The 15,614-nt window shown below is 54.6% G+C and carries 12 protein-coding genes; 11 read left to right on the forward strand and 1 reads right to left on the reverse strand.

All coding sequences use genetic code 11. From position 1 onward, the window contains the following. Positions 1 to 51 precede the first annotated feature (51 nt). From HUN04_23405 to HUN04_23430, 6 genes are all read left to right on the forward strand, one after another. A complete protein-coding gene (locus HUN04_23405) occupies positions 52 to 681 on the forward strand; it encodes a hypothetical protein (GenBank protein WDP92509.1) in 630 nt (209 codons plus the stop codon). Between the two features lie 49 nt (positions 682 to 730). Beyond that, positions 731 to 1,561, forward strand: coding sequence for a rhombotarget lipoprotein (gene rhlP, locus HUN04_23410; GenBank protein ID WDP92510.1), 831 nt, complete (start codon positions 731 to 733; stop codon positions 1,559 to 1,561). Further along, complete coding sequence (gene rrtA / locus HUN04_23415; GenBank protein ID WDP92511.1) at positions 1,537 to 2,142, forward strand: rhombosortase; 606 nt, start codon at positions 1,537 to 1,539, stop codon at positions 2,140 to 2,142. Before rhlP ends, rrtA begins: the two co-directional genes overlap by 25 nt. A 97-nt stretch (positions 2,143 to 2,239) precedes the next feature. Continuing rightward, positions 2,240 to 2,815 (forward strand): cob(I)yrinic acid a,c-diamide adenosyltransferase, encoded by a 576-nt coding sequence (locus HUN04_23420; GenBank protein ID WDP92512.1) that lies wholly within the window; start codon positions 2,240 to 2,242, stop codon positions 2,813 to 2,815. A 186-nt stretch (positions 2,816 to 3,001) separates the two neighbouring features. Then, complete coding sequence (locus HUN04_23425) at positions 3,002 to 4,606, forward strand: FecR domain-containing protein (protein ID WDP93385.1); 1,605 nt, start codon at positions 3,002 to 3,004, stop codon at positions 4,604 to 4,606. Between the two features lie 23 nt (positions 4,607 to 4,629). Continuing rightward, the gene (locus HUN04_23430) at positions 4,630 to 7,230 is read left to right on the forward strand and encodes a CHASE2 domain-containing protein (GenBank protein ID WDP92513.1); all 2,601 of its coding nucleotides are present in this window, start codon (positions 4,630 to 4,632) and stop codon (positions 7,228 to 7,230) included. A gap of 82 nt (positions 7,231 to 7,312) precedes the next feature. Here the strand turns inward: HUN04_23430 and HUN04_23435 are convergent, their stop codons facing one another. Beyond that, a complete protein-coding gene (locus tag HUN04_23435; protein WDP92514.1) occupies positions 7,313 to 9,067 on the reverse strand; it encodes an AMP-binding protein in 1,755 nt (584 codons plus the stop codon). 484 nt (positions 9,068 to 9,551) lie between these two features. Here HUN04_23435 and HUN04_23440 point away from each other — a divergent pair, with 484 nt between their 5' ends. From HUN04_23440 to HUN04_23460, 5 genes are all read left to right on the forward strand, one after another. After that, on the forward strand, positions 9,552 to 10,295 hold the full coding sequence (locus tag HUN04_23440) for a HAMP domain-containing protein (protein ID WDP92515.1): 744 nt from the start codon (positions 9,552 to 9,554) through the stop codon (positions 10,293 to 10,295). 5 nt (positions 10,296 to 10,300) lie between these two features. Beyond that, positions 10,301 to 11,083: a transporter substrate-binding domain-containing protein gene (locus HUN04_23445; GenBank protein WDP92516.1), complete on the forward strand. Its 783-nt coding sequence runs from the start codon at positions 10,301 to 10,303 to the stop codon at positions 11,081 to 11,083. A 313-nt stretch (positions 11,084 to 11,396) separates the two neighbouring features. Further along, entirely contained in the window at positions 11,397 to 11,924 is a 528-nt protein-coding gene (locus HUN04_23450) for an amino acid-binding protein (protein WDP92517.1), read from the forward strand. A 502-nt stretch (positions 11,925 to 12,426) separates the two neighbouring features. Continuing rightward, positions 12,427 to 14,031: a histidine kinase gene (locus HUN04_23455; GenBank protein ID WDP93386.1), complete on the forward strand. Its 1,605-nt coding sequence runs from the start codon at positions 12,427 to 12,429 to the stop codon at positions 14,029 to 14,031. A gap of 13 nt (positions 14,032 to 14,044) precedes the next feature. Next, positions 14,045 to 15,400 carry a sigma-54-dependent Fis family transcriptional regulator gene (locus HUN04_23460; protein WDP92518.1) on the forward strand — a complete coding sequence of 452 codons (1,356 nt, stop codon included), beginning with the start codon at positions 14,045 to 14,047 and terminating at the stop codon, positions 15,398 to 15,400. Positions 15,401 to 15,614: the final 214 nt, after the last annotated feature.

Genomic DNA, 15,614 nt, shown 5'->3' on the forward strand with positions numbered 1-15,614 from the left:
GCCTGCAGCGATCGGGGCAGGCGTCCCCCCGCCGGTTATAAGGAAAAAAGAATGAAAAAAAATAAAATAGCCGAATTGTTAGTCTTTACGCTGGGCCTTCTGGTGTTGAATTCCCACCTGCTGTATGGATCGGCTGAAAATCCGCTGGTCTACCACCCGGGCCGGTCCGGCATCATGGGGGCCGCCGCCCTGGTCCTCCACCCCTTTGTCCATGTCAGCCTTTACCATTTTGTCCTTGATGCCGGCGCATTCCTTTTGCTCTGGTTCGGGCTGAGGGCATCCTTTGCCCGGCGGAGCGCCTATCTGGCCCTCAGCGGTCTCTTCAGTTTTATATTTGTAACAAAGTTGGCACCTGCGGCTGCAGCGCCTGGCTTCTGCGGTCTTTCCGGCATCGGCCACGGTCTGATGGCTGTGCTCTGCCTTGAAATGGCCAGGGAAAAATCCCTGCAGGGACTGGCGCTTCTCAGCCTGGCCGCCGTTGCTGCAAAAAGCGTGTATGAAGTGGGATCCGGCAATGTCCTGTTTTCTGCCATGCATATGGGAATGTGCGGGAACCCGGTGCCTGCCAGCCATGCCGGCGGCCTTCTGGGCGGGATGGCCGGCTTTGCTCTGTTTAATTTCAGGGGATTCAAAATTGGATCCCTGGATTGGTTTGACCTCAGGTTCGGACCAAAGGCCTGATATAAAAAATAGTCTTTTCACCTATGGGAGGAATACTAAAATGAGATGCATGAAATTTATAATTCTGATCTTATCGGCAGCAGCTGTTTTTACCGGTCTGTCCGGATGTGCCGTCCGGTCTGCCCATCACCACAGCAGCAGCGTGGTGCAATATCTTTATCCGAATCAGGAGAACCATGTAAAAATTACAGGTATGCCCAGACTGTCCCTGCCCTTGAGGGTGGGGATTGCATTTGTACCGGAAAACAGCGGGAGGGGCCGTGCATTGACAGAAACCGATAAAATGGAATTGATGGCAGAGGTCCGCCGGCATTTTAATCGCTACGAATTTGTAGGATCCATTGAACTCATCCCATCTGCCTATCTTCAAAAAGAGGGGGGCTTTGCCAACCTGGACCAAATTCGTACCATGTACGGCGTTGATGTAATGGCGCTGCTTTCCTATGATCAGACACAATTCACCGATGAAGGCGTTGCATCCATTACCTATTGGACCATCATCGGAGCATATATCATCCCCGGGGAGAAAAATGCCACCCATACCATGGTGGATGCGACGGTTTACGATATTCAAAGCCGGAAACTGCTTTTCCGGGCGCCGGGGGTAAGCCATATCAAAAGCAATGCCACACCGGTCAATTTGTCGGAGCAGCTTCGCAAGGACAGTATTAAAAGCTTTAAATATGCAAGCGCGGACCTGATCAGAAATCTTGACGCCCAGCTTCAATTGTTTAAAGAAAAAGTCAAGGCAGCGCCGGATGCGTATCAGATATCCCATGGCCCTGGGTATACCGGCGGCGGAAGCCTTGATGCGACACTGCTGGCGGGACTTGCCTTTTTGGGAGGATGCGGGGTATGGCAGAGGATACGGAAACAATGATATCCAGGCCGCCGCTGGTGACGCTTGTCATCCTTCTGATTTGTTTGGCAGCCTGGGGGAGCCCGCAATTATCCCGATTGCTGATTTACGACCGCAGGGCAATTGCAGACGGTGAAATCTGGCGCCTGTTCACTGCCCATTTTGTCCATTTTACCGGCAGCCACCTTGCCTATAATATGACGGTCTTTACCGGTGCAGGGTGGCTGGTAGAGTCAAAAGGCCGTTGCCGTTTTATATGGCTTTATATCCTGACGGCCATGGGCGTTGGCATGCAACTGTTCGTGGGCCGCCCCGGTATGGGGTACTACGGAGGAATATCCGGGGTGGCCTGCGGGGTTTTGTTTTATGGTGCGCTTACGTATATGGGTGACGCTCCCTGGCGAAGGATCAGCATTTGCACCATCTTCTGTCTTCTTGGCAAAGTCGTTTTGGAATTGGGGTGTAACATATGGGTAATCCCCCACTGGTCGCGCCCTTTTGTTCCCATGTCCGAAAGCCACGGTATGGGAGTTGTCTGTGCCGGTATCTTTTATCTTTTTGCCCTTCCGGGCAGAAGGCCTACTTTGACGGGTGCCCCTTGACGGGTGTATACCCCCGGGGTAGGATGCTTTGTGAACTGGATAATATGACGGTTGCTCAATATGATCAATGGATTAATTCTGTTCTGGAGGCGGGGATATGAAAGTCTATACAGGTAAGGGGGACGAGGGAAAAACCAGTCTGTTCAGCGGGGAGCGGATCCTGAAATCCCATCCCCGGATTGAGGCTTATGGTGAAATTGACGAACTCAATTCCCTATTGGGGACGGTCAAGGCATCCTGGGAGATCGACGATCCCGGGCTGGGGCTGGAAATCGACCGCATCCAGGGGCAGCTTTTGGATGCCGGGGCCTGGCTGGCCACCACCCCGGGTTCACGGTCTGTCTCTTTTCTCCCTCCTTTTACCGAAACGCCGGCAAAAGAGCTGGAATCCGCCATTGACGACATGTCGGAAGAACTGCCGGAATTAAAGCAGTTTATCCTGCCCCAGGGGCATTTGTCCGCCGCCATGGCCCAGACGGCCCGTGCCGTCTGCCGGAGGGCGGAGCGCAGGGTCATTGCCTTTGCCCCGGAAGGTCCCGGGAAAGATCAGGGGGGCGATAGTCTCGGGCATATCCTGGTTTTTTTAAACCGCCTGTCTGACTATCTGTTTGTTCTTGCCAGATACCTGAACAAGAGGCACGGGGCGGCTGATACCCTGTGGCCCTCCCAATAAGGGGGGCACCGTTTCCCATACCCTTTTTCGCCGGGACGGAATGCTGGGTTGTATAACCCTGGTTCTGAATGGTATAAATGCGAATCCAATATTAGAATCTTTAACCTTTTCGGGATGTTTACCATGTTTACACATTTGCGGTTTAAAGTGATTGGGGCCAGCCTGTTGGTTCTTTTGATCCCCTGGATGCTGTCCGCAGCCGAGCCAGGTGAGAAATCTGCCACCGTGGTGGTGGCCCAAAAAGATAACCTGGTTAATATCTGCAAGGTGTGGCTTGAGGCGCCGAACAATTGGCCGGCGGTTGCCCGGTTCAACCGCCTGGAAAATCCCCACCTGATTTATCCGGGCCAGCGGATAAAAATTCCGGCAAAATTGCTCAAGGGCATCCCCATGGACGGGGCGGTGACCTTTTTAAAGGGGGATGTTTGGGTCTGGCCCCCTGAAGCCAAAAACCGTGGCGTGTTGAAATACGGGGATCGCGTGGTCCAGGGCACAGAGATTGAAACCGGGAAGGACAGTGCCGTGGAAATTACCTTTGAAGATGGGAGTTCCTTTTTTCTCCGGCCCGATACCCGGATCAGTATCCGTACCGCCAGGCAGCGCCAGCCCTATTATATGATCCGGCAGCTCTTTGTTCCCGCCGGAAGAACCCTGATGCGGATCAAAAAGAGTACCGGCCGGGACTCCCGGTTTGAAATCCACACCCCGTCGGCAGTGTCCGCAGCCCGGGGGACCCGGTTCAGGGTTTCCGTGGATGAGGAAAATGTGACCCGGACAGAGGTGCTGGACGGCATTGTCGGTGTGAAAGGCCGGGGAAAAGAGGTGGTGGTGGATCCGGGGCAGGGGACCTGGGTGAAAAAGGGGGCGGCAGCCCGCCCGCCGGAGCCCCTGCCCGAACCGCCCGGCCTGACGGGCGTTAAGGCCTTGTATCAGACCCAGCCGTTCACCTTTTCCCTGGTGCTCCCGGAACAGGCGGCTGCCGGCCGGGTAGTGGTGGCAACGGACCCGGAGATGAGGGATGTGGTCTCCGAAACCCTGGTGCAGGCCGGTGAGCCCATTCCCAGAATCATGCTGCCCGACGGAAAATACCATTGCCGGGCCCTGTCGGTGAATAAGGCCGGGCTTGAGGGAATTGCGTCTGAACCGCGGGGCTTTGAAGTACGGGTCAACCCCCTGCCGCCCTTTATCCAGGCCCCCCTGGACGGCAGCAGGTTTAAAACCGATACCGTTGAACTGGAATGGCTCAGCGTGGCGGATGCCGTTTCCTATGAAGCCCAGGTGGCCAGGGTACCTGACTTTTCAGCCGTGTACAAAGAGACGACGGGAATTACCGGTGTGGGGCTGCGTCTTGAGATGGAAGGGTACGGCCCCTATTATTTCAGGGTCCGCTCCATTGCAGGAGACGGGTTTGCCGGGCTGTGGTCGGATGGGGTGGCATTTACCCATGTCCAACCGCCCAAGGCCCCGGAGGCCGAGGCGCCGGCCGTGGACGAGGATGCCATTTCATTGAGGTGGCAGGACATGGGGTCGGAGATGACCTATGACTTCCAGATGGCAAAGGATCCGGAATTCAAGGAGATCCTTTTTGAACAGAAAACAACCGCCCCGGCCGTGAGCTTCGACAGACCCGGCGAGGGAGGCATCTACTATGTCCGGATCCGGGCGGTTGATCCGGACGGTTATGAAGGCGAATTCACCCCGGCCCAGACCTTTGAAATAAAAGAATTTCCCTACCTGGAAGCCGGGGCAATAATGACCTGGATCGTCGGGGCCTTGATTATCATTCTTTAGGGGGGGTGAGGGGCGTTAGATAGATGGGTACTAAAGAAAACTCCCTTTGGGCTGCAAAAAATATCCGCAGCCGCCACCTGGTGATGGGGCTTGGATTCCTGATGGCGCTGGGACTGGCCGAGGCCATGGGGCTTTTCCTGGGCATGGATTTCTACGCCTACGACCTTTTTTTCAGGCTGAGGGGCGCCCAGGAACCGCCGAAGCGGGTCCTCATTGCTGCGGTTGATGAAAAATCACTCGGCCGGCTGGGGCGCTGGCCCATTTCCCGGAGGTATTATGCCGATTTCCTCCAGAAGGCCCGCCAGGCCGACGGCATCCTTGCCGACATTATCCTGGCCGAGCCCGGCAAGGACGATGCCCGTCTTAAATCGGCCCTGGAAGAATACCCCAGAATTATTCTGCCCGCCTATGTGGACCGCAGCCGTCACCTTGTGCTGCCTTCCCCCACCCTGGGCAGCCCCGCCGTGGGCCATGTCCACACGGAGCCGGGCATGGACGGGGTCGTCAGGCAGGTGTTCCACACCCTGATCATTGAAGGGCAGCGGCTGCCCTCCGCCGCATCCGCCCTTGACGGGTTTCTTTCCAACCAGCCGCCGGCCACGGCCGGCCGGTTCCGGATGGCCGGCGGGATCCGCCATGGCGGGGGGGGCATGGCGGCGATTTTACAGGAGGGGGGCAGGGGGATTAATTATTACGGGCCGCCGGGGACCATTCCAAGCCTTTCCTTTTCCGACATCCTGGAAAACAAGTATCCGCCGGTTTTTTTTAAGAATAAAATCCTGGTACTGGGCCTCACCGCCGCGGGCATTGACCAGGATCATCTGACAAGCTTCAGCCAGAACAGGGACCGGATGCCCGGGGTGGAGCTCCAGGCCACCGTTCTGGCCAATCTGCTGGACGGCTCCCAGATCCGGACCCTGGGCAAGGTGTGGCAGTGGGCGGGGATCATCCTGGCCTTTATGCTCTGCGCCCTCTGGTTTGCCCGGCTGGACAGCGCCTGGGCCCTGGCGTCAGGGGGGCTGGTCTGTTTCCTTTTTACCGGAACCGCTTATCTGCTCTTTGCCTTCGGCCGATTCTGGATCCCCCCGACACCTGTCTGGGCGGCCTTTGCCGGTGCACTGGTCCTGGGCCATATTATCAAGCTGGAAGCCATGGGGCGCAGGCTGATCCAGGCAAGGCAGGACTGGGAAACTTCCTTTGACGCCATTGCCGATGCCATTATTATCCGGGACCGGTCCGGCCGGCCCGTTCTAAGCAACCGTTCCGCCGCCAATGGCGCCCTTGAGGTGCTGGAACGCCACGGTGACGGGGAGTGCGGCGCACCGTCCGCGGTTTACGACCAAGCATTGGACCGTTATTTTGAACTTCAGTCTTTTATCCGGCCGGGCAAGGGAAACCGTCCTTCGGGCAGTGTCCATGTGGTCCGGGATGTCACGGAACGCACACAGCTTCGGCAGCAGCAGAAGGCCTTGGAGGCGCAACTCATCCAATCCCAGAAAATGGAGGCCATCGGCACCCTGGCCGGGGGCATCGCGCATGATTTCAACAATATCCTTTCCGCCATCATGGGATATACCCAGCTGGCTGCAGCATCGATCCCCGATGGAGAAGAGGCCAGGAAAAACCTGGAGGAGGTGCTCAATGCCAGCAGCCGGGCCGCAGATCTTGTGGCCCAGATTTTAAGCTTCAGCCGCAGAACAGATCAAAAAAAGGCGCCGCTCATGGTCCGGCCCATTGTTAAGGAGATTGTTCAATTATTGAAAGGGACCCTGCCCCAATCCATCCGGATCAAAGCCGATGTGCCCGGTAAAGAGAAGGTTTTCGGGGAAGCGGGCCAGATTTACCAGGTGATACTGAACCTTTGCACCAACGCCTACCAGGCCATCGGCAATGGGCCGGGAGAGATCAAGGTGATTGTGGAGCGCATCGATGTGGATCATACGGACCTGGGGCCTTTCCTGGAACTGGCCCCCGGCCCCTATGTGAAAATCAGTGTTTCAGATACCGGCAGCGGCATACCCGAGAAGATCAGAAATCGGGTATTTGAACCCTATTTTACCACCAAGGAAAAGGAGACAGGCACCGGCCTGGGCCTGGCCACCACCCACGGCATCGTTAAGAATCACGGGGGCAGCATCCGGTTTGATTCCAGCGAAAATGAGGGCACCTGTTTCCATGTCTACCTCCCCATGGCCCAACCCCATGCCAACGGCCCTATTCCCCCTGCCGGCGGGGAAGGCCGGGAATGGGTACAGGGGCGGCTGCTGCTGGTGGATGACCGGGAGGCGCTGGTGGAAACAGGATCCAGGCTTCTGGAAAATATGGGCTACGATGTGACGGCCAGGAATTGTCCCCAACAGGCACTGGCGGATTTTAAATCCGGGCCGGAGATATTTGATGCGGTAATCACCGACCTTTACATGAAAAAAATGACCGGCATTGCCCTGACGGAAAAGCTCCTCGAGGTGCGGCCGGACATTCCGGTTATCCTCTGCACGGGATACCACGACATCCTGACCAAGGAGGCTGCGGCCGCCTCGGGCGTCAGCGCGGTGGTGGAAAAGCCCTATTCCATCCGGGAATTGTCCTGGGCGGTGCAATCGGTAATGGCTAAAGGGAGGTAAAGCCGTTCAGTAAAAAAACGCCCGGAGAAGGGGCCGCAGGCGCGGCATCTTCTCCGGGCAGAGAGGCAGTGGGAATTGTCTCTTAATTCTTTCTGGAACTCAGTTCGGGGAACTGATGGTAGAAGTATTCGGTTGTCTTGCCATCGGCTTTATTTTCTTCGTTTTCCCTCAGCTCAATGCGGCGGATTTTGCCGGAAATGGTTTTGGGCAGTTCCTCCACGAACTCAATGATTCTGGGGATTTTGAATTTGGCCAGGACCTCAATGGTATGCTTGAACAATTCCAGGGCCAGTTCCTTGGAGGGTTCCTGTCCCGCGGCCAGGATGACAAAGGCCTTGACCAGCTGGTGGCGTTTGGGGTCGGGGACGCCCACGACCGCCGTTTCCATGACCGCCGGGTGCTCGATGAGGGCGCTCTCCACCTCAAAGGGGCCGACACGGTAGTCCGAGGATTTGATGACGTCGTCGGAACGGCCGACGAACCACCAGTATCCGTCCTTGTCGAAGGAGGCCTTGTCACCGGTGAAGTAGAGGCCGTGCTTGAAGGCTTCCTTGGTTTTTTCTTCGTTTTCAATATATTCCTGGAACAGGCCGATGGCCCGCCAGTTGGACAGCCTTACAACAATGTGTCCGGTGACGTCGGGGTCGGTAATTTCGGTGCCGTCGTCGTCGGCCAGGATGACGTCGTACATGTATGAGGGATAGCCGAAGGAGCCCAGGCGCATTTTCTTTTCCATCCAGGGCGGGTTGCCGATCATGCAGGTGGATTCGGTCTGGCCGTAGAAATCACGGATTTCGCAGCCCGTGGCCTCTCTCCACTGGTCGATGACCTCCGGGTTCAGGGGTTCGCCGGCGCTGATGGAATACTTCATGGCGCTCAGGTCATACTGGGAGAGGTCAAGGCCCACAAAGGCCCGCCAGGCAGTGGGCGGTGCGCAGAAGGAGTTGACCTTGTACTTGGCCACCTTTGAAATATATTTTTTAATATCCAGGGCCGTGAAATTAAAGCCGGTGGCCGTGGCACCCACGTTAAAGGGGGAGAAAAAGCTGCTCCAGGCCCATTTTGCCCATCCCGGGGCACTGAGGTTGTGGTGGACGTCGCCGGGCTCAATGCCGATGACCACGGCCGTGGACATATGGCCTAAGGGGTAGGAAACGGCGGAATGTCCCACCCGTTTGGGCAGTCCGGTTGTGCCGGAGGTGAAAAAGCAGAACAATACGTCTTCGCTTTTGACGACGGCGGCTTCGGCCTCAACAGCCTGGTCGGCAATGGCTTCATATGATACCCAGCCCTCTTTTTTACCCAGGACGATTTTGGCCTTGGGGGTGCAGTTTGCTTTTTCCAGGGCGTCGTCCACAAGGTCGGTGAGCCCTTCAAAGGCAATGATGGAGTCGGGGGGATAGGCTTCGAATCTGAACTGGATCTCCCTTTCGGTCATGGTGGTGGCCGTGGGAACGGATACCAGGCCAGCCTTGATGCCGGCAAAGGTGGCAAACCATGTCTGGGGGACGATGGGGGTGAGCATGTACAGGTTATTTCCCTGTTCCACGCCTTGGGAACGCAGGTAGTTCAAAAGCCTGTTGCCGTTTTCGGCCAGTTCCGTATAGGTATACTGGGCTTCTTCATCCGTATCCAGGTCCGTCCAGATCAATGCTGTCTGGTCGCCGCGTTCTTTGACGTGAATCCCTTCAAATATTTCCGCCGCCCAGTTGAAGGTTTCGGGCAGCTCGGATTTGTTCAGCTTCTCGAAGAACTTCTGCGCTTCGACTTCGCGCTTGGACATATCCTGGATCTCATTCAGGGCCATTGCCTCTCTGTAGGTGCTTTCCAACGACATTTGCTTCCTCCGAGTTTTGATTTAAGCCATGGGTATACCGACAGTCATACCTAAAATTTATCGCCAGTTGATCGCCTATAGTCTTATAAAGCTGGCGCAATTCTACAATCGGTTGAAATCTGATTTTAAATATAGGTGTTTTTGTAGGTTTGGATGGCAAATCCTATTCGCTTTCTGTAGGTTCATACGCCTACAAAAATCTGTGGTCGAATCCCAGCAGTCCCGGCCTATATTATCGCCCATGTATTTTGGGCTTAACCCGTCGGGGCCGGGCTTGAACCCCGTTCCGGTGAACTGCGGCCACGGCCGGATCAATACCGGTAAGGTATATACGCAGTTTAGAGTATTTCTGAGTCTTGGCCGCTGGCGTCTGCATTTATTCTTGTTTTTTTTGATTAAAATTGTAAAATGCGCTGTTTTTTATTGGCTAATTTTGATTAAATTTAGTGTGTTATACAAGAAAGATACATACAAGGAAAATAAAATGGACGGATCAGAAAAAATAAAATTTACAAAATCGCTTCGATTTACCATCAGCACCATCCTTCTGGTGGTGTCCCTGACCATCCTGCTGGGGTTTGAGACCTTTCAGTATTTGAATACACGGTCAGGGATGTTCTCTGACCTTGAGGCCTTCAGTGAAAATACATCCCTGCGGATGTCCCAATACCTGGCCAACCCCATGTGGGCTGTTGAAAAGAAGGTTATCGAATCCCTGATGGAATCTGAAATGCTGGATAAGAATGTGCTGGGCATCCTGGTTTACGATACTGACGGAAAAACCTTAATTGCTGGAAAAGGCAGGGACAACGCCTGGAATGTGGGCCCCGCGTCCCCGCTTCTGTCCCAGGACGGCCCCGGCCAGGATTGTTTTGTCAAATCAAAGGATATCTATATGCCCGGCGTGGAGGACAAGAAACTGGGCTCGGTGACCGTCTATGTGACCAAGCAGTTCGCAAAAAAAGAGCTTACCGGTGTCCTGGTCAATAGTTTTATTGCCATCGTGCTTCTTAACCTGATACTGATCCTTGCCATCGGCGCCAGTCTGAAGCGGCTGGTGCTGACCCCCCTGGACAATGTGATTGCTGCCACGGAGAATATGAGCAGTGGGGACTTGAAAACCCCCATTTCAACGGATGCGGATAATGAAATCCGTATACTTGCCGAAAGTCTGGAACGGGTGAGGATGAGTATGATTGCAGCCATGCGGTGGCTTCAGAAGAGGTGAATCCCATGAAACATCTGCTGACGGTCCTGGTGTCAAGTCTCCTTCTCATTTCCGGCGTTCATGCCGGCGAAACCGTGGTCACCCTGGCCAGCGGGGAGTGGGCCCCTTATCTTTCCAGAAATCTGGTCCACAGGGGCTTTGCCTCCCATGTGGTGGAGCGGGCCTTTGAGATTGCCGGTATAAAGGTGGATTATCAGTGGTATGATAATTTCTGGAAACGGGCTTATAAGGACGCAAAAGACGGAAAAGTGGACGGTTCGCTGGTCTGGTCCAGAACGCCTGAGCGGGAAAAGGAGATGTACTATTCGGACCCCGTATTCAACGGAAAGGCAGATGTCTTTTTTTATCTGAAAGACAGCGGATTTGACTGGCGCACCTATGTGGATCTGAACGGGAAAGTACTGGGCGGCACCATCGGGTACAACTATGGCGAGGCGTTTAACCAGGCGGTTGAATACGGAGATTTCAGGGTCATCCGGATAAAAAACGATTATCTGAATTTTAAGGCGTTGCTGCTGGGCCGGATAGACGCATTTATAGCCGGTAAAACCGCCGGCTATAAAGTCTTGAAAGAAAATTTTTCAGCGGATGAGGTATCACGCATCACCCACCATAAAAAGCCTGTCCGCATTGCTACATACCATCTGATCCTGAGCCGGAAAGTCCCTGAGAACAGGGCGGTCATGGAAAAATTCAATGCCGGCATCACGGCGTTGAAAACCAGCGGGGAATACCATGAGATGCGAGTCAATTTTGAAAACGGGTATTATTCAACCCCTGTGGAGTGATCCGCCGGCGGCCGGGCCCTTTTCCGGGCGGCCCGGCCCCCTTTTAATATCCTTTTTCTCTGCCGGAAACCGGCACAAATTTTTCATCTCTTAAAAATAAGTCAAAACGGTCAAGTCTCTCCTTTGAAATTTAGGGATTGCTCAACCCCTTTCCCTGAAAACCGCCAACCCTTAAAAAAAACGGTTGTGCGGTGCGGATTGCATGTCTTTACAGCCTGTTAACTGCGTTGACTTTGCGCGGATCTTTTCATATACCTGGGCATGTCCCTTTTACCATCCGCTTTAATGGGTTACAAAAACAGGAGATAAGCCAGTGGAACAAAAATTCATCATGACCGCATTCGGCAAAGACCGCCCCGGTATCGTGGCAGAGATTTCAGAAATCATTTTTGAACACCAGTGCAACCTTGAAGACTCAAACATGGGCCGGCTGGCCGACGAGTTTACCCTGATCCTGCTGCTCAGCGGCTCTGGGGACGACCTCCAGGACAGGCTCTCCCGGGACTGCAAACGTCTGGAGCGTGAAAAGGACATCTATGTCTTTATCCGCCCCCTGGACTGGCGGCGCCCGGAGGCCAAAAACGGCAACGGGTACCATACCATTGAGGTGGAAGGAATTGACCAGGCCGGTATTGTTTACAAGGTTTCAAAGCTGCTGGCCGGCGAACAGATCAACATCGAAACCCTGAGGTCCAAGAAGAAATTCTCTCCGAACAGCGGCACGGCCATGTACGCCATGATGATCAACGCCAAGGTGCCTGACACCATCACCTTGGATGCCCTGGGGGACAAGCTGGAGGAACTGGCCAATGAACTCCACGTGGATATTACCCTGGATTAACCCGGCCTGAACCATAAAAGGCCGTTGCTGCCCCGCGTGCCTGTTCCCTTTTTTTCTAACAGGCCGCGGGTGGTTAAACACCCGGTCTGCGCATTTATCATTCAATTCCGGCAAGTTCCTCTGAACAGATCCAATACATAGCTTTTATGCCCGATACGACAGGGCGCCTTCCCGATCATTCAATCATGTTACCCCTCCTTTGTGGCCCGGTTTGAAGGCCGCGCCAGTCTTCCTGGGGCAGTTTTATACAATTCTTTAATTCGGAAACTGATCATGGACATGAAATATAAAAATGCCGCAGACAACCGGCCTGGAAGGGGCCAGAATCATTTTTACTTTACCGTTGTTATGGTTTAACATGGGCCCTTCATACAGGCCCCTTTGTTGAATCTGGAATAGAAGCGGGGCAGGGAGGCTCCCGGAACCGGCCGCGGGAACAGGACTGTGAATAAGGAGACCCATGAATTTTGAAAGACTCAGGCTGCTGCTCATTGCCGCATTTATGATGGTCTCACTGGTGCCTTTGGCGGCATTGGGATTCAAGGTGATCTCCCAGGGGCAGATTCTGATTGAAGACAAGGCCTCCTCTTACCTGAAAGGCCTGGCCCAGGGCAATGCCGCGGAAATCGGAGATTTCATCGCCGAACGGCTCAGGGATATCAACAGCCTCTCAAACCTGCTCTGCATCTTCGGATATGACAGGGAAAAGCTTGCCTCCCATTTTGAACAGATGAAAGACGCCTATGAACCCTACCTTGGTTTTGTGGTGCTGAATAGAGCCGGGGAACCGGTATTCTCAACACTGGACGGGGCCCAGCCTGTATTCGGCGGGAAGCCGTTCTTCGCCCATGTCCGGGATGCCGGGAAGGGGAGGGTGTTCGGGTTTGACCGTGGGGAAACCAGGATTCCGGCGCTGATGATCTGTTCTCCAATCCGGGATTCGTCAAGACAGGGGTGCGGCCATCTCTGTGCCCTGGTTGATTTCAGGCGGGTGGATGCCCTGCTGGGGAAAAGCAAGATTGAGGTGACCGGAGAGGTTTACCTCGTTGATGGGACAGGCCGTTTTTTATCTGCCTCGCGGTTTGGGGCGGAGGCCCTTAAAACTAAAATTTCAATGGCAGGGATCCAGGGAAACACCCACGGTCTTTACGAAACCATGGACTACCGCGGAGAGCGTGTCCGCCAGGCCTATCAAAAGGTGGATGGGTTCCCGTGGTATGTGATCGCCGACCAGGATATGGCTGAAATTCTGGACCGGATCAGGAAACTGGGCCGGGATGCGGTATGCTACGGCATTCTTACGGCATTGATTGTCTCCTGCCTGGCCTTTTTGGTTTCCACGGGGATCGTCAACATACTCAAATCCAAATACCGGTATGAAAAAGAATTGGAATTCCAGGTGATACAAAAGGAGAAGCTGGCCTCCCTCGGCCTGTTGACCTCGGGGCTGGCCCATGAACTGAATACCCCCCTTGCCAATGCCCTTTTGTACACCCAGATTGCAAAGGAAGAGATAAATGAGCCGGAAACCCGTGTGGAAACCGTTCAGGAGCGGCTTTCCACCGTGGTGGATGAGATCCGCCAGGGAAGCCGGATCATACGGAACCTTCTGGATTTTTCCCGCCATTCCCGCCACGACGGGTGTCGAACCGATGTGAACGAAACATTGGAAAAATTGATGAAGATCGCCGGGCCCCATTGTGAGTCCAGCGGGATAGACGTGGAAACCAAGCTGCAAAACGGGCTTCCCAAGGTCAATGCCGATGCCAGCACCATCCAGGCCATCCTCACCAACCTGGTTGCAAATGCCATCGAAGCCATGCCCGAAGGCGGCGGTTTAATCCTGAAGACCCGATATGTTGAGGTGTTGAAAATGATAAAAATAGAGGTCCGGGATACCGGCCCCGGCATCCCCCGGCAGGTGCTGGGCAAGATTTTTACCCCCTTTTTCACCACCAAACAGCAGGGCCGCGGCACCGGCCTGGGCTTATTCGTCAGCCATGAAATGGTCCGGAAACTGGGAGGGGACCTCAGGGTGGTCAGTTCGACTTCGGCAGATGCGGTCAAAACCGGCACCCTTTTTACGGTAGAGTTGCCCGTTGACTAGGCAGGAGGCATATATGAACAATTACCGGATTCTCATCGTCGAAGACGACCCCAAAATGAACCAGGGGCTCGTGCACATTCTTTCCAAACAGGGATATAAGGCCGAGTCCGTTGACAGAGCGGAAACCGCCCTGGAAAAAATCAAGGATACGGCCTATGACCTGATCATCACCGATTTGAAGCTTCCGGGCATTGACGGGATGGAACTGCTCAAGGCTGTCAAGGAGTATGATCCCGGGGTCCTCATTCTGATGATTACGGCCTATGGAACGGTGGATACGGCTGTGGCCGCCATGAAGCAGGGGGCTGAAGATTATGTTTTAAAGCCCTTTGATATGGAGGAACTTCGCCTGGTGGTTCAAAAGACCCTGGAAAAGCGGGCCCTTTTTCTGCAGAATCTGCGGCTGCAGCGGCAGCTTAAGAAAAAATACGCCTTTGATAATATCATCGGCACCAGTGAAGCCATGATGACGGTTTTCAAAACCATTAACAATGTCAAGGATTCACAGACCACGGTGCTGATCAGGGGGGAAACCGGCACCGGAAAAGAACTGGTGGCAAGGGCCATCCATTTTAACAGCGGCCGGGCGGGCAAGCCTTACCTGCCGGTCAATTGTGCCGCCCTCAATGAGAACCTGCTGGCCAGCGAACTTTTCGGCCACACCAAGGGGGCATTTACCGGTGCGGTTTCCGATAAGCAGGGGCTGTTTGAAGCCGCCCACGGGGGCACCATCTTTCTGGACGAAATCGGAGATATCGGCATGGGGCTCCAGCAGACATTTCTAAGGGCGCTGGAGAGCGGTGAAATACAGCCGGTGGGGTCCTTTGAACGGAGGCGGGTCGAGGTCCGGATCATTGCGGCCACCCATAAGGACCTCGAGGCCATGGTGGCCAGGGGGGATTTCAGAAAAGACCTTTATTACCGGCTCAACGTCGTCATGATTGATTTGCCGCCATTAAGGGCCCGCAAGGGGGATATCGGGCTTCTGGCCCACCATTTTCTACGGCAGTATGCCGCCCGGAATAAGAAAAATATAGACCGGATCTCCAAGGCGGTGCTGGGGCACCTGGAGGCCTATGGGTGGCCCGGAAATGTCAGGGAACTGGAAAACATCATCGAACGGGCCACCCTGTTTGAGGAAAGCCGTGAAATTACCATGGACAGTCTGCCTGAAGTCATCCGCAATCCCCCGGCCCCGCCCGTGGGAATTGAGGGCGGCCAGGATATTGAGTCCCTTGAACAGCTGAGCCGGAATCATATCGAAAAGGTGCTGGACCTGACTGCGGGGAACAAGACCCAGACTGCCAGGCTGCTGGGGATAGACCGGTCTACCCTGTGGCGTATCATGAACCGCCTTCACCTTCATTAAGCATAACCTGGGAAAGTCCTTTCCTTTTCATAGCCCGGTGCAATCTGCAACACCTGTTGCACACTGCACCGGGTTTCTTTTGCTCTTTCTTTCCGCTTTCGGGGCAGGATGTCCTATGATTTCGAACGCTTAGTTATTCTCTCGTCAACTGGTATGCTCTTTGCTCTTGGAGAGGAATCAACAGCGCCCCGGATGGCCGGCTTTCTCTTGCACC

The sequence above is a fragment of the Desulfobacter sp. genome (assembly GCA_028768525.1).
GTDB lineage: Bacteria > Desulfobacterota > Desulfobacteria > Desulfobacterales > Desulfobacteraceae > Desulfobacter.